We start from the raw sequence: 21,722 nt of genomic DNA, 5'->3' as shown, positions 1-21,722 counted from the left end.
TCCGCGTGAATCAATGTTGCAAGGATCATGTCTCAGAAGCGTCGCACCACGCTGGAGGACGTCGCCCGCATCGCCCATGTCAGCGCTGTCACCGTGTCGCGGGCGCTGCGGCGGCCCGATATGGTGTCGCCGGAGTTGCGCAAGCGGATCGATGCCGCGGTCGACAGGCTGGCCTATGTGCCGAACTTCGCGGCGAGCCGGCTCGCCTCGACCCGCACGCATTCGATCGGCATCGTCGTGTCGTCGCTCTCCAACGGCATCTTCGCGGACTACCTGCAGGCGATCTACGACACCCTGCTGCCGCTCGGCTTTCGCCCCGTCGTCGTCAGCAGCCGCTATTCGGCGGAGGAGGAAGAGGGCGCCATCAGGACGCTGCTGGGCCAGAACATCGAGGCGCTGATCCTGGTCGGGGTGAACCAGACGCGGGCCGCGCGGCGCGTTCTCGAACGTTCGCGGATTCCGGTGGTGCAGACGTTCGAGCTGACCGACGATCCGATCGATCTGAATGTCGGACTTTCGCAGCGCCAGGGCGGCTATGCCGCGACCCGCTTCCTGATCGAGCTGGGACATCGGCGGATCGCCTACCTCTCCGGACAGCGCGACGACCGGGCACGAGCCCGGCTGGAGGGTTATCGCGCGGCGCTGACGGAAGCTGGTTTGGACGGCGAGTTGCTGGTTGCCTGGCTCCCGGCACAGACGACGATCTCGCTGGGGCGGAAGCTGACCGAGGAGATGCTCGCGAGCGGAGCTCCCGATGCGATCTTCTGCTGCGATGACAACATCGCGCTGGGTGCGTTGTTCGCCTGCCAGCAGGCGGGGCTGGAGGTCCCGCGCCGGATCTCGCTGATCGGCTTCAACGACCTGGAATTCGCGGCGGCCTCCAATCCGCCGCTGTCGACCGTGCTGACGCCGCGCGCCGACATGGGGCGCGTGGCGTCCGAACTGGTGCTTCAGGTGATCGCCACCGGCAAGCGGCCGAGAACGCGTCGGATCGACCTCGGCTTCGAGATCGTCGCACGCGGCAGCACCGGACCGCATCTCGTGGCTTCGTGATGATGGTCGCGCCCTTTCGGGCGCAGTGCTGCACGTGGTGCGGCCGAGCACCCATTGCATCACCCACGAGCAGGCCAATCTCTCGCAAGGAGGCAGCGGCCGCGCTGGGCGAGATCGCCGCGCCGGCCACGAGCGTTCCCGACCGCCTGGCGGACCAGGCGGTAAGCCAGATGACGAGCCTTGCGACGACCATGTCGCGGCCGATCGCGCGCGAGCCCCGCAGGGCCGCGCGCCGCACGTTCTCGTGCGCCCCACGTCCCGTTCTGGACGGCTCCGATATTGTCTGACAGAAACGTCGGACGCATCCATCGGGCATCATGACCGCTGCAGCGCAAACGGGGGAGAGCGGCCGGCCAATCCGGCCATGGTGACACGCCTCCGTTGCCTCGGCCGTCGCGCGGCCGCGTGGTGATGCACCGTGCCGAGGTCTGACATGACCGAGGACGAGCTGCAAGAGAAGCCGGAGAGCTGCCATGAACGCCAATGTCAAACTGCCTGCCGCAAAGGGCGTCTTCATCGACAACACGTGGCAGCCCGCGCGGTCGGGCCGCACCATTGCGATGCTTGCTCCGGCGACCGGCCAGGTGATCGCTTCGATCGCGGCAGGGGATGCGGCCGACATCGATCTTGCCGTGGCGGCGGCGCGCCGCGCGCTCGAAGGCCCGTGGGGCCGGCTCGCCGCGGTGGACCGCGGGCGCTTGCTGTCGAAGCTCGGCCGCCTCGTCGAGGACAATGCCGAGGAGCTCGCGAAGCTCGAAGCGGCGGACACCGGCAAGCCGATGAAGCAGGCCAAGGCGGACGTCGTCGCGGTCGCGCGCTATTTCGAATATTACGGCGGCGCCGCCGACAAGGTGCATGGCGACACCATCCCGTTTCTCGACGGCTTCTTCGTCACCACGGTCTATGAGCCGCTCGGCGTCACCGGCCATATCATTCCGTGGAATTATCCGGGGCAGATGTTCGGCCGCACCGTCGCGCCGGCGCTGGCGATGGGCAACGCGACCGTGATCAAGCCGGCCGAGGAGGCCTGCCTGGTGCCGCTGCGTCTTGCCGAGCTCGCGGCGGAAGCCGGCTTTCCGGCCGGTGCGATCAATGTCGTGCCGGGTCTCGGCGAGGAGGCCGGCGCGGCGCTGTCGGCGCATGACGGCATCGACTTCATCTCTTTCACCGGCAGTCCCGAGGTCGGCACGCTGGTGCAGACGGCGGCCGCGAGGAACCACATCGGCTGCACGCTCGAACTCGGCGGCAAGTCGCCGCAGATCGTGTTCGCCGACGCCGATCTCGATGCCGCGCTGACCTCGGTGGCCGCGGCGATCGTGCAGAACGCCGGCCAGACCTGCTCGGCCGGCTCGCGCGTTCTGGTGGAGCGTTCGATCTGGGACCGCTTCCTGGCCGACCTCACGCTCCGCTTCGAGAAGATCACGGCCGGCACGCCGGAGATGGATCTCGATCTTGGCCCGGTCATCAGCGCGGTCCAGAAGACGCGGATCGAAAACATGCTGGCGCGCGCCGAAAGTGGCGGCGCCAGGCGCGTGGCGTCCGGCAGGATCGCCGACGGCGTGCCGAGCGAGGGCTTCTATGTGGCGCCGGCGTTGTATCAGCACGTCGCGCGCGACTCCGAGCTGGCGCGCGACGAGGTGTTCGGTCCGGTGCTGGCGGCGATGCCGTTCGACGACGAGGCCGACGCCGTCAGGCTCGCCAACGCCACCGATTTCGGCCTGGTCGCCGGCGTCTGGTCGGGCGACGGCTCGCGGGCGATGCGCGTCGCCCGCAAGGTCAAAGTCGGCCAGATGTTCGTCAATGGCTACGGCGCCGGCGGCGGCATCGAGCTGCCGTTCGGCGGCATGAAGAAATCGGGACACGGCCGCGAGAAGGGGTTCGAGGCGCTGTACGAGCTTGCGGCGATGAAGACCCTGATCGTCAAGCACGGCTAGCGGATTCGCATCTCCGATCAATTCCGCCGTGCGGACGTCACTGACAACGCCGCCCGGCGTTGTTGTTGTCAGTCCGCGCGGCGAGGCGCTAGAGCATGATCCGGAAAAGTGGAAGCCGGTTTTCCGAAAAGATCATGCTCAGACAAAGAGCTGACATCAGGTTTGCAGAAGGAGACGAGCGGATGAGCGACGAAAAAGAATTGTTCGAGAAGGGCCTGAAGGTGCGCCGCGAGGTGCTCGGCGCGGCCTATGTCGATAGCAGCCTTGCCAAGGCCGACGACTTCATGATGGCCTTCCAGCACATCACCACCGAAATGTGCTGGGGCTATGCCTGGACCCGGCCAGGACTGGATCGCCGCACCCGCAGCATCATCAATCTCGCGATGTTGACCGCGCTCAGCAAGCCGAGCGAGCTGAAGCTGCACGTCAAGGGCGCGCTCACCAACGGCGTCACGGTCGACGAGATCAAGGAGATCCTGCTGCACGCGACCGTCTATTGCGGCATTCCCGCGGGGCTCGAAGCGTTCAAGGCCGCGCATGAGGTGCTGGTCGCGGAGGGCGCGATCGCCAAGAAGGACGGCGCAAAGGACGGCGCATGAGCGCGCCGGGAAAGATCCTGTTCGTCGGCATCGGCAACATGGGCTGGCCGATGGCCGCGCGCCTGCTCGGCGCCGGCTTTGCGGTTGCGGTCAATGATGCCGTTCCAGAACGGGCTGCGGATTTCGTGCACCAGGTCGGCGGCATCGAGGCGGGGGATCTCGCGGCGGCAGCGGCAGATGCCGACGTCATCGTCACGATGCTGCCGACCAGCAAGCATGTCGCGGACGCGGTCGGGACCCTGCGCGCCGGTCTGAGGCAGGGTCACATCGTGATCGACATGAGCTCCGGCGCGCCGGCCGCGACGCAGGCGATCGCGGCCGATCTCGCCCCGCTCGGCGTGATCATGCTCGATGCGCCGGTCAGCGGCGGCGTGCCGCGCGCGGTGACCGGCGAGCTCGCGATCATGGCCGGCGGCGAGCCGGCTGCGCTCGATCGCGTCGAGCCGCTGTTGCGCGCGATGGGCACGACGATCCACCGCATCGGCGGCCTCGGCTCGGGCCAGGCGATGAAGGCGCTCAACAACCTCGTCTCCGCCGGTGGCTTCCTGATCGGCATCGAGGCGCTGTTGATAGGCCAGCAGTTCGGCATCGATCCCGGCCTGATGACCGACGTGCTCAACGCCTCGACCGGCATGAACAACTCGACGCAGAAGAAGTTCAAGCAGTTCGTGCTGTCGCGCCAGTTCAACAGCGGCTTCGGCCTCGACCTGATGGTCAAGGACCTCTCGATCGCGCTCGAGGTCGCGCGTGCCAGCGGGGTCGCGGCGCCATTCTCCAATCTCTGCCGCGAGCTGAGCGCGAGCGCGCAAGGGCTGCTCGGACCCGGGCAGGATCACACCGCGCTGGCGAAGCTGAGCGAGGCGCTGGCCGGCGTCGCGCTGAAGGGGTGACTACCCCTGGCGCCGCAGGAACCCGGTGATCGTCACCTCGTCCCAGATTCCGGCCGCGGCAAACGGGTCGGCGCGGTTGAAGGCTTCGACCTCGGCGCGGCCGGGTGCCTCGACCAGGAACAGGCTTCCGATCATCGTCGACCCATCGTCGGAGACGAGCGGGCCGGACATTACGATGGTGACGGGCAGGCGGGCGGTGTCACCGAGATAGGCCTTGTGCGCGTCGTAGTTGGCAAGCCGGACCGGCAGCGCGTCCGGCTTGTCGATCGCGTGAATCGCAAACAGCATGAATTCTCTCCGCAAGTTGAAGCAGGACGGCTGCATGCCGTCCTGCTTCCGGACTGATGGCTGACCCTATTTCGCGCTGAGCTTGCTCGCCTCCTCGAAGGTCGGGCAGGTCCGCTGCTCGAGCGGAACGTCGAACGGCTGGTAGTTGTCCTTGGTGATGACGGTCGGCTTCAGCACGATCTCGCCGATGACCGGCTGGCCGCGCAGCGAGCGGACGACCATCATGGTGCCGAGGCAGCCCTGGGCGAAGCCGTTGTAGTCGCCGCTGGCGAGCAGCTTGCCGGACTTGATCGCGTCGATCGCCTCCTTGGTGCCGTTGATGCCGATCACCTGGGCCTTGCGGTTGGCGCCGTCCAGCGCCTCGATGGCGCCGACGGCCATGGCATCGTTGGCGGCGAGCACGCCATCGATCTGCGCATTGGACTGCATCAGGTTTTCCATCACCTGCAAGGCCTGCAGGCGCTGGTAGTTGCCGGGCTGCGACGCCAGCAGCTTGGCGCCGGGATTCTCCTTCAGCGCGTCATTGAAGCCGCGCACGCGATCGACATTGGTCAGCGAGCCCTTGACCCCTTCGATGATGACGATGTTGCCCTTGCCGCCGAGCGTCTTGAGCAGGAACCGGCCCGTCTCCAGGCCGAGGCTGTAGTCGTCGGCGCCGACGAAGGAGACGAACTTGCCGCCGGCCGAGCGGTCGGTGATGTTGACGACGGGAATCTTGGCGTCGTTGATCTTCTCGACTCCCGGCACCATCGCCTTGTAGTCGACCGGCGTGAAGACGATGGCGCTCGGCTTCTTGACCACGACGTCCTCGATCTGGCTGAGCTGCTCGGGGATCGAGTCCGGCTTGGTCGGGATGTAGTGCAGGATCTTGGCGTTGAGCACCTTCGCCATGTTGTCAGCGCCGACCCGCACGGTCTGGAAGAACGGATTGGTCTGGTTCTTGGTGAACACGGCGATCGTCTCGCCGTCGGCGCGGGCCTGCGTCGTGACAGCCGTGATCAGGAGTGCGAGCGCGAGGCTGTGCGGTATCCGGTGTTGCATGGTGTTTCCATCCCTCGTTTTCTGAGTTTGCTTATGAGCTCATTGCGTCGGGCGCCGCGTCTTCATGTCGAGCCAGACGGCGATGATGACGATGATGCCGGTGACGAGCGGCTGCCAGTTGGCGCTGATCGCGAGCAGGTTCATGCCGTTCAGCATCAGCGTCAGGATCAAGGCGCCGATGAAGGTGCCGAACACGGTTCCGACGCCGCCGAACAGCGATGTGCCGCCGATCAGCACCGCGGCGATGGCCGGCAGCGTCAGGCTTTCGCCGATGTCGGCTTCGGCGGAGTTGAGCCGCGACAGGAAGATGATCGAGGCGAGCCCGGCCATGGTACCGGAGACGGTGTAGACCAGCAGCAGCCGGCGCGCGACCGGAATGCCGGAGAGCCGCGCCGCAACCGGATTGGCGCCGATGGCGTAGATCTCCTGGCCCCATGTGGTGCGTTGCGCGAAGAACGATCCGATCGCGAGAAACACCAGCAGCAGATAGACCGGGATCGGCAGCCCGAGCAGATAGCCGCTGCCGATCTGGCGGAAGCCCGTGGGAAAGCCGTGGATCGTCTCGCCCGCCATGTACCAGTAGGTGACGCCGTTCAGCACCCAGAGCATGCCGTAGGTGGCGATGAAGGAGGGGATACGCAGCGCCGTGACCATGAAGCCATTGAGGAAGCCGACGCTGCCGCCGGCGAGCAGCCCGGTCAGGATCCCGAGTGCGGGCGAGCCGGTCTGATGGATCACGGTGCCGGCAAGACACGCCGACAAGGCAACGTTGGCGCCGACCGACAGATCGAGGCCGGCGGTCAGTACCACCAGCGTGAGGCCGGAGGCGATGAAGAAGGTCAGGCTTGCCTGCCTGAGCACGTTGAGAATGTTGCCGAGGCTGAGGAAGGAGTCGCTCAGCACGGTCAGCGCGGCGCAGATCAAGAGCGCGGCGAGCAGCCGGTAGAACACCTGTGCCGCGTTCTGCGACAGGAACGACCGCGGCGGCAGGACGCTCTCTTTGGCGATGTCGGTCATGACCGGCTCCGCAGGCCGTCGAGGAACATCGCGACGATGACGAGCGCGCCGACGCTCGCGACCTGCACGGAGGATGGCAGCGACACCAGATTGAGGCCGTTGCGCAGCACGCCGACCGCGATGACGCCGAGCACGGTGCCGAGCAGCCAGCCATTGCCGCGCTCGAACGAGGTGCCGCCGACCGCCACCGCCGCGATGGCGTCGAACTCCAGCCCGAGCCCTGCGGTCGGATGTCCCGAATTCATCCGCGAGGTCATCAGCAGGCCGGCGATGCCCGCCATCGTGCCGCCGATCGCATAGACCGCGATCAGGAGCCTGGTCGGCGACAGGCCGGCATAGCGGAGCGCCTCGCGGTTGCCGCCGAGTGCGAAGATGTAGGTGCCGAACCGGGTGTGGTACAGCAGGCCGTGGAAGACGGCGTAGGTTGCGAGCCCCATGAGGATCGGAACGGGGATGCCGAGCAGCGTCGCCGAATAGATGTCGCGCACGCTGTGGGGAATGCCGACCACGCTCTGGCCGTCGCTGACGATCAGCGACAGGCCCTGCGCCATGCCGAGCGTGGCGAGGGTGGCCACGAACGGCGGAATCCCGACGATCGCGACCAGCCAGCCATTGACGGAGCCGAACGCCGCGCCGACCAGCACCGCGGCGCCGAGGCCCAGCAGCACGGACTTGGTCGCGAGCGAGACGATGGCGACGCAGAGCGAGGTCAGCGTCAGCACCGCGCCCATCGAGAGGTCGAGCCCTTCGGTCATGATGATCAGGGTCATCGGCAGCGCGAGCATGGTCAGGATCGTCGACTGCACCAGCACGTTGGAGAGGTTCGCGGCCGACAGGAAGCCCGGGGCGATTGCGCCGAACAGCGCAATCAGCAGCACCAGGACGATCGCCACGCCCGGGATGCGCTGCAGCGACCGGATCGGCGAAACGACGGCGGCGTCACTCATCATGCATCCCCAGTCGCACGATATTCTCCTCGGTCAGCTCGCTGCGCGCCAGGTGTCCGGCGATGCGTCCCTCGCGCATCACATAGGCGCGGTCGCAGACGTGGCAGATCTCGATCTGCTCGGACGAGATCATCAGCGCGGCCGCGCCCTCGGCGACCAGCCGGTCGATCAGCGCGAAGATCTCGGATTTGGCGCCGACGTCGATGCCGCGCGTCGGCTCGTCGAAGATGAACAGCCTGGCGCCGGCCGCGAGCCATTTGCCGATCACGACCTTCTGCTGGTTGCCGCCCGAGAGCAGGCCGACCGTCTGGCGCGCATTCGGCGTAGCGATCCGCAATTGCCGGATCAGCCCGTCCGCGGTGCGCTGCGCGCCGCGCGGATCGTAGAGGCCACTGGGAAACAGCTTCTTCAGCGCCGACACCACGAGGTTGTCGCCGACCGAGCGCAGCAGCGCCAGGCCCTCGCTCTTGCGGCTCTCGGGGATCAGCGCGATGCCGTGGCGGGCAGCGATATCAGGCTCGCCCGCGATCGGCTCGCCGTCGAAGATGATCTCGCCGGCGCTGACCGGATCGGCGCCGAAGATCGCGCGCGCCACCTCGGTACGTCCGGAGCCGACGAGGCCGCACAGGCCGACGATCTCACCCCGCCGCACCTCGATGTTGATGTCGGCGATCCCGGTCGTGGCGCTCAGTCCCTTGACCTCGAGCACGAGCTCGCCCGGCGTTTCCGCGAAATGGCGCGGATAGCTCATGTCGATATTGCGCCCGACCATCATGCGCACGAGCTGGTCGGGCGTGACGTCGGCGGGGCTGACATCGCCGATGCGGCGGCCGTCGCGCAGCACGGTAATGCGGTCGCCGAGCGCGAACACCTCGGCCATGCGGTGCGAGATGTAGACGATCGCCACGCCGTCCGCCTTCAGCCGTCGGATCAGCGCGAACAGCAGCTCCGCCTCGCGGTCGGACAGCGCCGCCGTCGGCTCGTCCATCACCAGGATCCGCGCATTCTGGCTGATCGCTTTCGCAATCTCGACCATCTGCTGCTGCGCGACGCCGAGCGTGTCGACGATGACAGAAGGATCGATGTCGAAGCCGATGCTGTCGAGCACGCGCTTCGCATCGGCCAGGATCCTGCGGCGGTCGATGGTGCCGGGCAGGCGGCCTTTCGGCTCGCGGCCGAGATAGATGTTCTGCGCGATGTCGAGGAACGGCACCAGCGAGAATTCCTGGAAGATCACGGCGATGCCGAGGTCTTGCGCATCGGCCGTCGAGGTGATCGCAACCTTCTTACCCTTGTAATAGACCTCACCCGCATCGGCGCTATAGGCGCCGCACAGGATCTTCATCAGGCTGGATTTGCCGGCGCCGTTCTCGCCGAGCAGCATGTGGACTTCGCCCGGGTAGATCGCGAACGACACATCGTCCAGCGCCTTGACGCCGGGGAACGTCTTGCTGATCCCGCGCAGCTCCAGCAGCGGCGATGGAGATGCGATGGCGGCTGCGGCGCTCATGCCTGCGCTCCGGCGGCGAAGATCTTGCCCGGATTCATCAGGCCATCCGGATCGAGCGCGGTCTTGATGGCGCGCATCACCGCGACGGCTTCGCCGAGCTCGTCCTCGAGATAGTCGACCTTTCCGAGGCCAATGCCGTGCTCGCCGGTGCAGGTGCCGTCCATCGCGATCGCGCGCGCCACCATGCGCGCCTGCAGCGCCTTGGCGCCGGCGAGCTCGTGCTCATCGGTCGGATCGATCAGGATCAGCATGTGGAAATTGCCGTCGCCGACATGGCCGACGATCGGTGCGAGGAAGCCGTTGGCGTCGGCGTCCCGGCGCGTTTCGGTCAGGCATTCGGCCAGCCGGGAGATCGGCACGCAGACGTCGGTGATGACGGCGCGGGCGCCCGGCCGCAGGCCGAGGCCGGCGTACAGCGTATTGTCGCGGGCGTGCCAGAGCCGGCTGCGATCCTCGGCGGCCTTGGCCCAGGCGAAGCCTCGGCCGCCATGCTCGGTCGCGATCGCCTCCGCCGTCTGCGCCTGCTCGGCGACGGCGGCATCAGAGCCGTGAAATTCCAGGAACAGCGTCGGGGCTTCCCGATAGCCGAGCTTCGAATAGGCATTGATGCCGCGCATCATGACGTCATCGACGAGCTCGATGCGGGCGGCGGGGACGGCCGACTGGATCAGCGCGATCGCTGTGTCGACCGCGTCGTGCAAAGTCGGGAAGCTGCAGGTTGCGGCCGAGATCGCCTGGGGCAGGGGATGCAGCTTCAGCGTGATCTCGGTGATCACGCCGAGTGTCCCCTCCGATCCGACGAACAGCCGTGTCAGGTCGTAGCCGGCGGCGGATTTGCGCGCACGCTTCGCGGTGTGGATCACCCGGCCGTCGGCCAGCACGACCTCGAGCGCGAGGACGTTGTCCTTCATGGTGCCATAGCGCACCGCCATGGTCCCGGAGGCACGGGTCGAACTCATGCCGCCGATCGAGGCGTCGGCGCCGGGATCGATCGGAAAGAACAGGCCTGTCCCGCGCAGCTCGGCATTGAGCTGCTTGCGCGTGATGCCGGGCTGCACCACGACGTCCATGTCGGCGTCATGCACGGCCAGCACCTCGTTCATGCGGGCGAAGTCGAAACAGACCCCGCCCGCGACAGCCGCAGCGTTGCCTTCGAGCGACGTGCCGGCGCCGAACGGCACGATAGGCGTGGCAGCCTCGGCGCACAGCCTGACGATGTCGGCGACCTCCTGCGTTGTCTCGGGAAACACGACGATGTCGGGCGGCATCGCCGGATAGTACGACTCGCTCCGGCCGTGCTGATCCAGCACGCCGCGCGCGAGACTCGCACGCGGCCCGATCAGGTTCGAAAGCCGCTCGGCCAATGCGCCGGTGCCGACCCGCAACTCCATCATTCCTCCCGTCCGCTTCCTCGACGATGACAGGACTCTTGACGGTCCTTGTCGTCCGCTCAGCTCAAACCTGATTGGCGCGCTCCGCAAGCCGTTTCAGGCCGAAATCATAGTTGAGATGAAAATATCCCTGCGCCACCATGCGGCCATCTGGCGCACGGCCCGGCGGGCAGCGCGTGAAGTCGCGGATCAGGCTGTCCTTGACGCCGAACACGACGTCGGAATCGAGATATTGGTCACCGGCGACGAACACATGCGTCACCAGCCGCTCGAAGCCGGGCGCCGAGATCATGAAATGCACATGCGCCGGCCGCCACGGATGCCGCCCCTGCGCCGTGAGCATGTCGCCGACCGGCCCGTCGTTGGGGATCGGATAGGCCGCGGGCTTGATCGACCAGAAATGGAAGCGGCCGTCGGCGTCGGTATGGAAGCGCGCGCGCATGGCGAGATCGCCGATCTGCTCGAGCCGCTGCACGTCGTAATAGCCGTCGTCGTCGGAGTGCCAGACGTCGACCACGGCGCCTGCCAGCGGCGCGCCGTCCGCGCTCGACACCGAGCCGGTCACCAGCAGCGGATCGCCTTTCATCGGGCCCGCGATATCGTCGCCGTTGGCGCGTTCCGGCGCGGCCTGGACGAAGAAGGGGCCGAGCACCGTGGTCTCGGTGGCGCCTTCCGGCACCGGATGATTGATGGCGTCGACCAGCATCGAAACGCCGAGCATATCCGACAGCAGGATGAACTCCTGGCGCTTGTCGTCGCACATCTGGCCGGTGCGGGTCAGGAAGCCGATGCCGTATTCCCATTCCTGCTGGGTCGGACGGACCTCGCGCACGAAGGCATGGAGATGGCGCACCAGCGCCTCGCTGACCTGTTTGATCCGCGCATCACGCGCGCCCGCCAGGCGTTCGAGCACGGCATCCGTGATCGTGGTCTCGTTGAAGTTGCGCAAGACGCGGCTCCTTTCAGAGAGGCTCGCCGAGCCCGGACAGCCGCTCGACATGCCGGACGGTGGCGAGGAAGTCGGTGTCGGCATCGCCTGACGCGATCAGCGCGCCATAGGTCTCACGGACCTGCGCCGCGAGCTGCAGCGGCACGCCGACGGCATGGCCGGCGCCGAGAATCAGATCGAGATCCTTGGCCATCTGCGCGCAGGAGAACGTCGCGGCAAAGTCGCGCGCCAGCAGCGGCGCGGTCTTGTACTTCACCATCGGCGAGGCGACTGCGCTGTCATGCAGCACCTTCAGAATGTCGGGCCAGGCGATGCCGCCCTTGCGTGCGAGGGCGAGGCTTTCGGCCATCATCGCCGCCGTCGTCGCGATCATCAGGTTGACGGCGAGCTTGGCGTAGCGCGCCTCTTCCGCCGCGCCCAGATAGGTCTGCGCGCGCGTGAAGCCGGCCAGCACCGGCGTGATCAGGGTGAACGCCTCTCTTGGACCGGACACGAAGCACGTCAGCTCGCCGGTGTGGGCGATGCTGGCATTGCCGGAGATCGGCGTGCGCAGATAGGCGACGTCGCGAGCGCTCGCGGCGGCCGCGACCGCGCTCGACGCGTCGACACCCACGGTGCTGGTCTCGATCAGGATCGCGCCCGGCGCCATGGCCGCGATCAGTCCGCCGCTGTCCAGCATCGCCGCGCGCAGTGCGGTATCGTCGGGCAGTGACGAGATGACGACGGCATGGTCGCGCACCGCCTCGGCAGCGGACGACGCGGCGGCCATGCCGAGCGCACGTGCCTCGTCGAGCCGGGCGGCGTTGGGATCGAACGCCGTGACGTCATGGCCGGCCTTGGCGAGCCGCGCCGCGATCGGCAGGCCGATCTTGCCGATGCCGATGAAGGCGAGGCGCTTGTCAGGAAGTGACATGGGTGAGGTCCGCCGATTGCTTCATTTGCTGTGCCTGTGGCGACGCGATGCTGCCTCGCAGGTTCGTCGACGTGAGGGGGCCGGTCACGTGCCGGTCGCCACGGGATAGTCGACCTGGAAGCGGCCGATCCTGAGGTCGCCGAGCTCGTCGCGGACGCGCAGGTGCTCCGGATGCGACGCATAGGCCTTCAATGCGGCGCTGCTGGCGAATTCGGAGAACAGGACGACGTCGCAGGCATAGTCGACGTCGCTGACATCGAGACCGACCTCGATGTGGGTCAGGCCGTCGATCCGGCCTTTCAAACTCTCGAACAGGGTCTTGACCTTGAGCCGGGCCGCGGCGCGCTCGGCAGCCGTCTCGGCGCGCAGCCGCCACATCACGATGTGCCTGATCGGCCCCGTCATTCGTGCGTCCCTCACCTGTGCTTGGTCTTGTCTGACGATTTTGCCTTGCAGGAAATGGAAATAAAGGACAAAAATTGTAACTCTGTTTTCCGATCAGCGTAACAATGGACCGTCTGCTCCAACTCGAGGTGTTTTCCAAGACGGCCGAGCTGGGCAGCCTGTCCAAGGCCGCCGAGTCCTTGCGGATGTCCAACGCCGCGGCGAGCCGGCATCTCAGCGCGCTGGAGGAGCGGCTCGCGGTGCGCCTGATCGAGCGCAACACGCGCCGGCTCTGGCTGACCGAAGCCGGGCAGGAGCTGCTGCAGCGCTGCGGCCCGCTGCTCAACGAGCTGGCCGAGGCCGAGGACGCCGTCAGCGACCGCGCACTGTCGCCGCAGGGCATGCTGCGCGTCACCAGCTCGCTGTCGTTCGCGACGATCTATCTCGCGCCGATGCTGCCGGCGTTTCGCGCGATGTATCCAAAGCTGAGCCTGCAGATCATCGCCGCCAACCGCTACCCGGATTTCATCGAGGCGGGCATCGACGTGGCGATCCGCACCCGCGAGCATGAGCCGGACTCGGGCATCGTCGTTCGCCGCATCGGGCAGATGCGGCGCGTGCTGGCGGCCGCGCCGTCCTATCTCGCGAGCCGTGGCCGCCCGGTCGTTCCAGCCGATCTCGTGCGCCACGACATGCTGATCTACAATCTCGCCAACGATCCCTATTCCCTGTCGCTGCGCAGCGGCAACGCCGTTCAGAGCATCCGGATCGCGCCGACGCTCGACAGCAACGACGGCCAAGTGATCAGGGGCGCCGCGCTTGCCGGGCTCGGCATCCTGATCCAGCCGCTCTACATCGTGCAGAGCGACATTCTGGCCGGCCGGCTGGTGCCGGTCCTGCTCGACTGGGAGCTGCCGCTCTTGACGATGAACATCGCCTACCAGAACCGCGTCAGGCTGCCGGCCAAGATCAGGGTGTTCGCCGATTTCCTCGTCGATCACATCCGGACCCATTCCGACCCGGGGATCTGGATCGAGCCGCCCAAGCCGGATTGAGCCGATGCCCGCGTGCGGGGAGAGGGATGCTCTTCTGATAAAAATAATTATCTTGCTATTTTTCGGAAATTGTGGTCTCTTGCGTGCAACCCGCCTCGAGCAGAGGGACGTACGCGTCGTCACGAACGTGGAGGTGGGCTGCGATGGACGTGACGGCTGTGCCAGACGAGCGCAGGCGGCACGGACGGCGAAGTCGTGTGGTCCTGGCCTCTCGACGCTGAGGTCAAGTCCGTGGTCGTTGCTTGACGGCACGCGCGGGCGATGGGGGCAAGAACGCCGATCCCCAGGGAGAGCACGAAGGACACCGTTAACACCGTCGCGCGGGGAAGGCCGGGTCTGTCCGGCTGTACCTGTGGTACCTGCCGCCTGCATTCTTTTGAGCAGGCGGGCCACGGGCCTCAGCCGAGGTCCGGCCTTCCTCGCGCCCTCTCATGATCAGGAGGGACACGACGAACCCACACCTCGGGCCTCGTAGGCCGCGGGAACGCACGCGCTCATCTCCATGGCTGCTCATGTCGCCAACCCAATCCCCGGTGTCGTCCCGGACAAGCGCGCACAGCGCGCCGATCCGGGACCCATAACCCCAGGGCGCAGACGGGCATCCAGTACGCCGCGGCGTCTCGGCGGATCATGGCCGCCGGTGGTATGCTGGTTCGCCCGCCCGCGCGGGCGATGACGGCGGTGATGGTCTGTCCCCGGGGGGGGGGAGCGACGCTCGCACGGACGCGAGGTGCCGCAGCCCGCCGCAATATGTCGGTTGGCCCGTAGAAATTCGGATTTGGATCGAAAGATCAATACTTATCAACGGCTTGTGACTGTCATCCGACTGTCATCGAACCTTTATAAAAGCCACACTGAGGCCCCGTAAAGCGGCCGGGGAAGCGCAATCGGGCGCAGATGGCGCTTCGCTTCCCAAGCATGGAGACCAGCTATGAATTTCGTCAAAGCTATCGTCGCTGCCGGCTTGGTCGCCGCATCGACGTCGGCCTTCGCTGCCGACATTACCGGTGCGGGCGCGACGTTCCCGTTCCCGATCTATTCCAAGTGGGCGGACGCCTACAAGAAGGAGACCGGCAACGGTCTGAACTACCAGTCGATCGGTTCTGGCGGCGGCATCAAGCAGATCCAGGCCAAGACCGTGACCTTTGGCGCCACCGACGCGCCGCTCAAGGCCGAGCAGCTCGAGAAGGACGGCCTGGTGCAGTGGCCGATGGTGATGGGCGGCATCGTGCCGGTCGTCAACCTCGAGGGCGTGAAGCCGGGCGAGATGGTGCTGGACGGCGAGACGCTCGCCAACATCTATCTCGGCAAGATCACCAAGTGGGATGACGCCGCGATCAAGAAGCTCAACCCCAGCGTCAAGCTGCCGTCCGATGCGATCGCCGTGGTCCGCCGCTCCGACGGCTCGGGCACGACCTTCAACTTCACCTACTACCTCTCCGAGGTGAGCGCCGACTGGAAGAGCAAGATCGGCTTCAACACCGCCGTCGAGTGGCCGGTCGGTGTCGGCGCCAAGGGCAACGAGGGTGTGTCCGGCAACATCGGCCAGACCAAGAACTCGATCGGCTATGTCGAGTACGCCTATGCCAAGCAGAACAAGCTCACCTACACCGGCATGATGAACAAAGCCGGCAAGACCGTGCAGCCGACCGTCGAGGCCTTCCAGGCCGCGGCCGCGAATGCCGACTGGGCCAAGGCCCCCGGCTACTACGTGATCCTCGCCAACCAGCCCGGCGACAAGTCCTGGCCGATGACGGCGGCGACCTTCATCCTGATGCACAAGGAGCCGGCCGACAAGGCGGCGTCCGGCGAAGCCATCAAGTTCTTCAAGTGGTCGTTCGAGAAGGGCGGCAAGATGGCTGAGGAGCTCGACTACATCCCGATGCCCGACAGCGTCGTGAAGCTGATCGAGAAGACCTGGTCGGCCGACATCAAGAGCTGAGCTGGACGTATCGAAAATCCCCTCTCCCGGCCTCCGGGGGAGGGACGCTACCGGGGTTGCGGCGTGTCCAAGGAACAGGGGGCAGAATTGGCAGAGATGGCGGTTCAGACCGAAGTCAGCGATATCGCGGCCGCTGCCGGACCCTATGACCGGGCACGCGCGCTCAACGCCTTCAAGCTCGGCGACGTGACCTTCTATTGGATCACGCGGCTGTCCGCGATCTCCGTCCTGTTGATCCTGGGCGGCATCATCCTGTCGCTCATCGTCGGCGCATGGCCGGCCATGAGAGAATATGGCTTCGAATTCCTGTGGACGCGGCGCTGGGCGCCGTCGGCCGATCCGCCGGTGCTCGGCGCGCTCGGCCCTATCTACGGCACCTTGGTCACGTCCTTCATCGCGATGCTGATCGCCATTCCGGTCGGTCTGGGCATTGCGATCTTCCTCACCGAGCTGTGCCCGCAATGGCTGCGCCGTCCGATCGGACTTGCGATCGAGCTGCTCGCCGGCATTCCTTCGATCATCTACGGCATGTGGGGCTTCTTCGTGCTGGGGCCGTTCCTGGCCTATACGTTCCAGCCGTTCATGATCAATCTCTGCGCCGGCATCCCCGTGCTGCAGGACATCTTCGCCGGTCCGCCGTCCTATCTCAGCCTGTTCAACGCCTCGCTGATCCTGGCGATCATGGTGTTGCCGTTCATCACCTCGATCTCGGTCGACGTGTTCAAGACCGTCCCGCCGGTGCTGAAGGAAGCCGCCTACGGGGTCGGCTGCACCACCTGGGAGGTCGTGCGCAGCGTCGTCATTCCCTACACCCGCGTCGGCGTCATCGGCGGCGTCATGCTGGCGCTGGGCCGTGCGCTCGGCGAAACGATGGCGGTGACCTTCATCATCGGCAACTCGTTCCGGATCTCATCCTCGATCTTCGCGCCGGGCACCACGATCTCGGCCGCCATCGCCTCCGAATTCCAGGAGAGCGACGGGCTGCACCAGTCGAGCCTGATCCTGCTCGGTCTGCTGCTGTTCGTGCTCACCTTCTTCGTGCTGGCGAGCGCGCGGCTGATGCTCATGCGGCTCGAAGCCAAGGCGGGAAGATAAGCCATGTCCAGCGCTGATACGCTTACACTCGATGCGCCGGTCAATCCGATCTATGCGCGCCGGCGCCGCAGGGACATCGTGATCCGCGGCCTCTGCGTCGCCGCCGCGATGTTCGGCGTCACCTGGCTGGCGCTGATCCTGTTCACGCTGTTCTATAACGGACTCGCCGGCCTCAGCCTGCAGGTTTTTGCCGCCGACACGCCGCCACCCGGCTCCAGCGAAGGCGGCCTGCGCAACGCCATCGTCGGCTCCTTGATCATGACGATCATCGGCGTCGGCATCGGCGCGCCGCTCGGCCTGTTCGCCGGCACCTATCTCGCCGAATACGGCCGCAACGACCGCCTGACCTCGGTGATCCGCTTCATCAACGACATCCTGCTGTCGGCGCCCTCGATCATCATCGGCCTGTTCATCTATGGTGCGGTCGTGGTGCCGATGGGCGGCTTCTCGGCACTCGCGGGTTCCCTTGCATTGGCGGTCATCGTGATCCCGGTGGTGCTGCGCACCACCGAGGACATGCTGCTGCTCGTGCCCAACCCGCTGCGCGAGGCGGCGTCTGCGCTCGGCCTGCCGCGCTCGCTGGTGATCCGCCGCATCGCCTATCGGGCGGCGCGCTCGGGCCTCATCACCGGCGTGCTGCTTGCCACCGCCCGCGTCGCCGGCGAGACCGCGCCTCTGCTGTTCACCGCGCTGTCGAACCAGTTCTGGAGCCTCAACCTTTCCAGGACGATGGCGAACCTGCCCGTCACCATCAACAATTTCGTCCAGAGCCCTTATGCCTACTGGAAGCAACTGGCCTGGAGCGGAGCCCTTCTCATCACTCTGGCCGTGCTCGCCCTGAACATCGGTGCACGCATTCTCGGCGCCGAGAGGAACACCAAATGACCGAACTGTCCGTCTCCGTCAGTCAGCCCAATCACGCTCTTCACGGCAAGGCGCTTCCGGATGCGCCGGCCAAGGTGACCGCGCGCAACCTCAACTTCTACTACGGCGACCATCACGCGCTGAAGAACATCAACCTGTCGCTGGGCACCAACCGCGTCACCGCGTTCATCGGCCCGTCCGGCTGCGGCAAGTCCACGCTGCTGCGCATCTTCAACCGGATGTACGATCTCTATCCGGGCCAGCGGGCGACCGGGCAGCTGATGCTCGACAACACCAACATCCTCGATCCCAAGCTCGATCTGAATCTGCTGCGCGCCCGGGTCGGCATGGTGTTCCAGAAGCCGACGCCGTTCCCGATGACGATCTACGAGAACATCGCCTTTGGCATCCGCCTCTATGAGAAGATATCGAAGTCGGAGATGGACGACCGGGTCGAGAAGGCGCTGCGCGGCGGTGCGCTGTGGAACGAGGTCAAGGACAAGCTCAACGCCTCGGGCCTGTCGCTGTCCGGCGGCCAGCAGCAGCGACTGTGCATCGCGCGCACCGTGGCGGTCCGGCCGGAGGTGATCTTGTTCGACGAGCCGTGCTCGGCGCTCGATCCGATCTCGACCGCCAAGGTCGAGGAGCTGATCCAGGAGCTCGCCGAAAACTACACAATCGCCATCGTGACGCATAACATGCAGCAGGCGGCGCGCGTCTCCGACAAGACCGCCTTCATGTATCTCGGCGAGCTGATCGAGTTCGACGACACCAGCAAGATCTTCACCTCGCCGAGTGATCGGCGGACCCAGGATTACATCACCGGCCGGTTCGGCTGACGCCGACGACATTGTCTTCAGGAGATCATCATGGCCAGTGAACATACCGCCAAGGCGTTCGACAGCGATCTGCAGGACCTCACCCGTCTGGTATCGGAGATGGGCGGCCTCGCGGAGCGGCTGATCGTCGATTCCGTCGATGCGCTGGTGCGGCGCGACATCGCGCTCGGCCAGAAGGTGGTCGCCACCGACGCCGAGGTCGACAAGCTGCAGCGCATCATCGAGGAGCGCGCCGTGCTCACGATCGCCCGTCGCCAGCCGATGGCGGTCGACCTGCGCGAGATCGTCGGCGCGATGCGCGTGGCGACCGATCTGGAGCGCATCGGCGACCTCGCCAAGAACATCGGCAAGCGCGTCGCGGCGCTGGAGAGCGACTTCCATCCGCTGAAGCTGATCCGCGGCCTCGAGCACATGACCGATCTGGTGCAGTCGCAGGTCAAGACGGTGCTGGACGCCTATGCCGCGCATGACCTGCCGGCGGCGATGACGGTGTGGAAGGGCGACGAGGAAGTCGACGCCATCTGCACCTCGCTGTTCCGCGAACTCCTGACCTACATGATGGAGGATCCGCGCAACATCTCGTTCTGCATCCACCTGATGTTCTGCGCCAAGAACATCGAGCGCATCGGCGATCACGCGACCAACATCGCCGAGACTGTATTCTATATGATCGAAGGCCAGCAGATCATGGACAAGCGCCCGAAGGGCGACATGACGAGCTTCGCATCGACGATTCCCGGTAACTAAGAGAGACGGTTCAGACATGGGCGCCCGAATTCTGGTGGTGGAGGACGAGGAGGCGCTGACGACGCTGCTGCGCTACAACCTCGAGGCCGAAGGCTACGAGGTCGAGACCGTGGCGCGCGGCGATGAGGCTGACACGCGGCTGAAGGAGCGCGTTCCGGATCTCGTCGTGCTCGACTGGATGCTGCCGGGCCTCTCCGGCATCGAGCTGTGCCGCCGCCTGCGCGCGCGCTCCGAGACCCGGCAACTGCCGATCATCATGCTGACGGCGCGCGGCGAGGAGAGCGAGCGCGTGCGCGGACTCGCCACCGGTGCCGACGACTACATCGTCAAGCCGTTCTCGGTGCCGGAGCTCCTGGCGCGCGTGAAAGGCCTGCTGCGGCGGGCGAGCCCGGAGCGGCTGGCGACCGTGCTGTCCTATGGCGACATCGAGCTCGACCGCGAGAAGCGCCGCGTGGCGCGCTCGGGGCGGCCGATCGATCTCGGCCCGACCGAATACCGCCTGCTCGAATTCTTCCTCGAGCACCCCGGCCGCGTGTTCAGCCGCGAACAGCTGCTCGACAGCGTCTGGGGCCGCGACATCTACATCGACGAGCGCACCGTCGACGTCCATATCGGCCGCCTGCGCAAGCTGCTCAATCCCGGCCGCGAGCAGGACCCGATCCGCACCGTGCGCGGCGCCGGTTATGCGCTCGATGATCGCTTCGCCAAGAGCGAGCAGGTGTAAGGGGCGATCGGGCGTGAGGATGAAGCAGGTGTGAGGCGCGAGCGGGCCCGATTGAGGAGATCGCGGTCCGCTTTCCGCCACGCCGCCGCCGTCTTGATCGTGTCTGCTTCGTGGCCCGTCACGATGTTTCGGTCCCAGCGGACGCCCTTGATCAAGACCATCATCATATCTCTTGTCATGCTGCTCGGCAGCCTGGCGGGCGCCCCGGCCGCCGAGCTCGAAGACGCGGTCGCGGCGGCAGGCAACGGGCAGCATGCGGCGGCGATGCGACGGCTGCTGCCGCTGGCCGCCAAGGGCGATGCGCGGGCGCAGTTCGACGTCGGCTTCATGCAGGCGTTCGGCTGGGGCGTGCCGCGTAATCCGAGCGAGGCGCTGGCCTGGTACCGCAAGGCCGCCGATCAGGGGCTAGCCGTCGCGCAACATTATCTCGGCATCGCCTACGTCAATGGCGAGGGTGTTGCGAGCAATTACGGCGAAGCCAGTCGCTGGTTCAGCCGCGCCGCGGCGCAGGGCTTCGCGCAGTCGCAATACATGCTCGGCCTGATGCTGCTCGACGGCCGTGGCGCAAAGCAGGACGTCGTGCAGGGTTATGCCTGGCTGGTGATGGCCGGCCGCAACGGCGTGCGATCGGCCGGCCGCGACGTGCAGCGGGTCAGGTTGACCGAGCCGCAGCGCGTCCAGGCCCAGAGCGCCATTGCGTCCTGGCAGCCGAAACCGGAATCGGCGGAGGCGGGCATTGCCACTCCGCGTCCGGAGCAACTGCTCGGGCTCGATCGCCACATCGGCGAGGTCGTCGATCCCACCTCCTGGCCGGCGTCGTCGATCGGCGTCGTCACCGTCGCGCAATACTCGAGCGGCGGCTGGTGCACCGGCACCCTGGTGGCGCCGCGCGTCGTGCTCACCGCCGCGCATTGCGTGTTCAACGGCGTGGCGCAGGTCAGCCCCGGCAATGTCCGCTTCCTGGCCGGCATGAACCGTGGCACGCCGGCGGCATCGTCGGTCGCCGACAAGCTGATCGTGGCGCCCGATTTCGTGCCGACCCGGCACGACAGATGGTCGCTCGACCGCTCGCCCGCCGATTGGGCGCTGATCGTGCTGAAGGACGCGCTGCCGTCGAAGCCGGTGGCGGTCAAGGCGCTGACCCGCGAGGAGCTCGCGGCTGCGACCACGGCCGGAACCATCTCCGAGATCGGCTATGGCCAGGAGCGGCGCTATTCGCCGACCGGCCAGCGCAATTGCAGCGCCGGCATGACCGGGGATGCCCGGCTGTTGACAGTGCATTGCCTGGCCAATTTCGGCTATTCGGGCTCGCCGATCCTCGCCGAGGTCGGCGGGGAGCCGGCCGTGGTCGGCATCTTCTCGGCGTTCCACGAGGAGACCCGGCTGATGTTCGCCGCCCCCGCGAGCCAGTTCGAGGCGGTCGTGCGGCGCGAGATCGCGGCACAGAGTGCCTCGGCGCGGTGAGGGAAGGAGGGGGCGAGAGGGACGAGGTCCCCGCCGCTGGTCATGATCTGTGCGTGACTGGATAGCGGGTTGCCAA

The 21,722-nt window shown here is 66.5% G+C and carries 21 protein-coding genes; 12 read left to right on the top strand and 9 right to left on the bottom strand.

Translation table 11 applies throughout. The features are described 5' to 3' along the window. Nucleotides 1–27: 27 nt before the first annotated feature. The 4 genes from QW868_RS21220 (at nucleotide 28) to QW868_RS21205 (ending at nucleotide 4,476) form a co-directional block, all read left to right on the top strand. Complete coding sequence (locus tag QW868_RS21220; RefSeq protein ID WP_315771348.1) at nucleotides 28–1,053, top strand: LacI family DNA-binding transcriptional regulator; 1,026 nt, start codon at nucleotides 28–30, stop codon at nucleotides 1,051–1,053. A 473-nt stretch (nucleotides 1,054–1,526) separates the two neighbouring features. Beyond that, nucleotides 1,527–2,987, top strand: a complete 1,461-nt coding sequence (locus QW868_RS21215; RefSeq protein ID WP_315771350.1) for an aldehyde dehydrogenase family protein — start codon at nucleotides 1,527–1,529, stop codon at nucleotides 2,985–2,987. 182 nt (nucleotides 2,988–3,169) lie between these two features. After that, nucleotides 3,170–3,586: a carboxymuconolactone decarboxylase family protein gene (locus QW868_RS21210; protein ID WP_315771351.1), complete on the top strand. Its 417-nt coding sequence runs from the start codon at nucleotides 3,170–3,172 to the stop codon at nucleotides 3,584–3,586. After that, nucleotides 3,583–4,476, top strand: coding sequence for an NAD(P)-dependent oxidoreductase (locus QW868_RS21205; RefSeq protein WP_316231421.1), 894 nt, complete (start codon nucleotides 3,583–3,585; stop codon nucleotides 4,474–4,476). Before QW868_RS21210 ends, QW868_RS21205 begins: the two co-directional genes overlap by 4 nt. On the opposite strand, the gene QW868_RS21200 is transcribed toward QW868_RS21205, so the two are convergent. The 9 genes from QW868_RS21200 to QW868_RS21160 all read right to left on the bottom strand — a co-directional run bounded on the left by QW868_RS21200 (nucleotide 4,477) and on the right by QW868_RS21160 (nucleotide 12,937). Next, a complete protein-coding gene (locus QW868_RS21200; RefSeq protein ID WP_316231420.1) occupies nucleotides 4,477–4,764 on the bottom strand; it encodes a YciI family protein in 288 nt (95 codons plus the stop codon). It lies immediately after the preceding gene. A gap of 66 nt (nucleotides 4,765–4,830) precedes the next feature. After that, nucleotides 4,831–5,805, bottom strand: coding sequence for a sugar ABC transporter substrate-binding protein (locus tag QW868_RS21195; RefSeq protein WP_316231419.1), 975 nt, complete (start codon nucleotides 5,803–5,805; stop codon nucleotides 4,831–4,833). 39 nt (nucleotides 5,806–5,844) lie between these two features. Continuing rightward, on the bottom strand, nucleotides 5,845–6,822 hold the full coding sequence (locus QW868_RS21190) for an ABC transporter permease (RefSeq protein ID WP_316231418.1): 978 nt from the start codon (nucleotides 6,820–6,822) through the stop codon (nucleotides 5,845–5,847). After that, nucleotides 6,819–7,769, bottom strand: coding sequence for an ABC transporter permease (locus tag QW868_RS21185; RefSeq protein ID WP_316231417.1), 951 nt, complete (start codon nucleotides 7,767–7,769; stop codon nucleotides 6,819–6,821). The genes QW868_RS21190 and QW868_RS21185 overlap by 4 nt, the downstream gene beginning before the upstream one ends. Beyond that, nucleotides 7,762–9,279 carry a sugar ABC transporter ATP-binding protein gene (locus QW868_RS21180; protein ID WP_316231416.1) on the bottom strand — a complete coding sequence of 506 codons (1,518 nt, stop codon included), beginning with the start codon at nucleotides 9,277–9,279 and terminating at the stop codon, nucleotides 7,762–7,764. The genes QW868_RS21185 and QW868_RS21180 overlap by 8 nt, the downstream gene beginning before the upstream one ends. Beyond that, complete coding sequence (locus QW868_RS21175) at nucleotides 9,276–10,670, bottom strand: FAD-linked oxidase C-terminal domain-containing protein (protein WP_316231415.1); 1,395 nt, start codon at nucleotides 10,668–10,670, stop codon at nucleotides 9,276–9,278. Before QW868_RS21175 ends, QW868_RS21180 begins: the two co-directional genes overlap by 4 nt. Before the next feature lie 64 nt (nucleotides 10,671–10,734). After that, nucleotides 10,735–11,619, bottom strand: coding sequence for an intradiol ring-cleavage dioxygenase (locus QW868_RS21170; RefSeq protein WP_316231414.1), 885 nt, complete (start codon nucleotides 11,617–11,619; stop codon nucleotides 10,735–10,737). Between the two features lie 13 nt (nucleotides 11,620–11,632). Beyond that, nucleotides 11,633–12,532: an NAD(P)-dependent oxidoreductase gene (locus tag QW868_RS21165; RefSeq protein ID WP_315736695.1), complete on the bottom strand. Its 900-nt coding sequence runs from the start codon at nucleotides 12,530–12,532 to the stop codon at nucleotides 11,633–11,635. Nucleotides 12,533–12,616: 84 nt separating this feature from the next. Continuing rightward, a complete protein-coding gene (locus QW868_RS21160; RefSeq protein WP_315736696.1) occupies nucleotides 12,617–12,937 on the bottom strand; it encodes a Dabb family protein in 321 nt (106 codons plus the stop codon). 104 nt (nucleotides 12,938–13,041) lie between these two features. Between QW868_RS21160 and QW868_RS21155 the strand changes: the two genes are divergently transcribed. The 8 genes from QW868_RS21155 (at nucleotide 13,042) to QW868_RS21120 (ending at nucleotide 21,646) form a co-directional block, all read left to right on the top strand. Next, nucleotides 13,042–13,971, top strand: a complete 930-nt coding sequence (locus tag QW868_RS21155) for a LysR family transcriptional regulator (RefSeq protein WP_316231413.1) — start codon at nucleotides 13,042–13,044, stop codon at nucleotides 13,969–13,971. Between the two features lie 931 nt (nucleotides 13,972–14,902). Further along, nucleotides 14,903–15,913: a phosphate ABC transporter substrate-binding protein PstS gene (pstS, locus tag QW868_RS21150; RefSeq protein ID WP_315736698.1), complete on the top strand. Its 1,011-nt coding sequence runs from the start codon at nucleotides 14,903–14,905 to the stop codon at nucleotides 15,911–15,913. Between the two features lie 96 nt (nucleotides 15,914–16,009). Further along, nucleotides 16,010–17,008 (top strand): phosphate ABC transporter permease subunit PstC, encoded by a 999-nt coding sequence (pstC, locus tag QW868_RS21145; RefSeq protein ID WP_315778888.1) that lies wholly within the window; start codon nucleotides 16,010–16,012, stop codon nucleotides 17,006–17,008. Nucleotides 17,009–17,011: 3 nt separating this feature from the next. Then, the gene (gene pstA, locus QW868_RS21140) at nucleotides 17,012–17,893 is read left to right on the top strand and encodes a phosphate ABC transporter permease PstA (protein WP_315736701.1); all 882 of its coding nucleotides are present in this window, start codon (nucleotides 17,012–17,014) and stop codon (nucleotides 17,891–17,893) included. After that, entirely contained in the window at nucleotides 17,890–18,711 is an 822-nt protein-coding gene (pstB, locus tag QW868_RS21135; protein WP_315713505.1) for a phosphate ABC transporter ATP-binding protein PstB, read from the top strand. The genes pstA and pstB overlap by 4 nt, the downstream gene beginning before the upstream one ends. A gap of 30 nt (nucleotides 18,712–18,741) precedes the next feature. Continuing rightward, nucleotides 18,742–19,458 carry a phosphate signaling complex protein PhoU gene (phoU, locus tag QW868_RS21130; protein ID WP_315713504.1) on the top strand — a complete coding sequence of 239 codons (717 nt, stop codon included), beginning with the start codon at nucleotides 18,742–18,744 and terminating at the stop codon, nucleotides 19,456–19,458. A gap of 16 nt (nucleotides 19,459–19,474) precedes the next feature. Continuing rightward, nucleotides 19,475–20,182, top strand: a complete 708-nt coding sequence (phoB, locus tag QW868_RS21125) for a phosphate regulon transcriptional regulator PhoB (protein ID WP_315754964.1) — start codon at nucleotides 19,475–19,477, stop codon at nucleotides 20,180–20,182. Nucleotides 20,183–20,329: 147 nt separating this feature from the next. After that, nucleotides 20,330–21,646 carry a trypsin-like serine protease gene (locus QW868_RS21120; RefSeq protein WP_316231412.1) on the top strand — a complete coding sequence of 439 codons (1,317 nt, stop codon included), beginning with the start codon at nucleotides 20,330–20,332 and terminating at the stop codon, nucleotides 21,644–21,646. Nucleotides 21,647–21,722 lie beyond the last annotated feature (76 nt).

This window comes from Bradyrhizobium sp. SZCCHNR1051 (genome assembly GCF_032489615.1).
GTDB lineage: Bacteria > Pseudomonadota > Alphaproteobacteria > Rhizobiales > Xanthobacteraceae > Bradyrhizobium.
The sequence above is the reverse complement of the archived record's forward strand: the minus strand, read 5'-3'. Positions and strand labels throughout refer to the sequence as shown.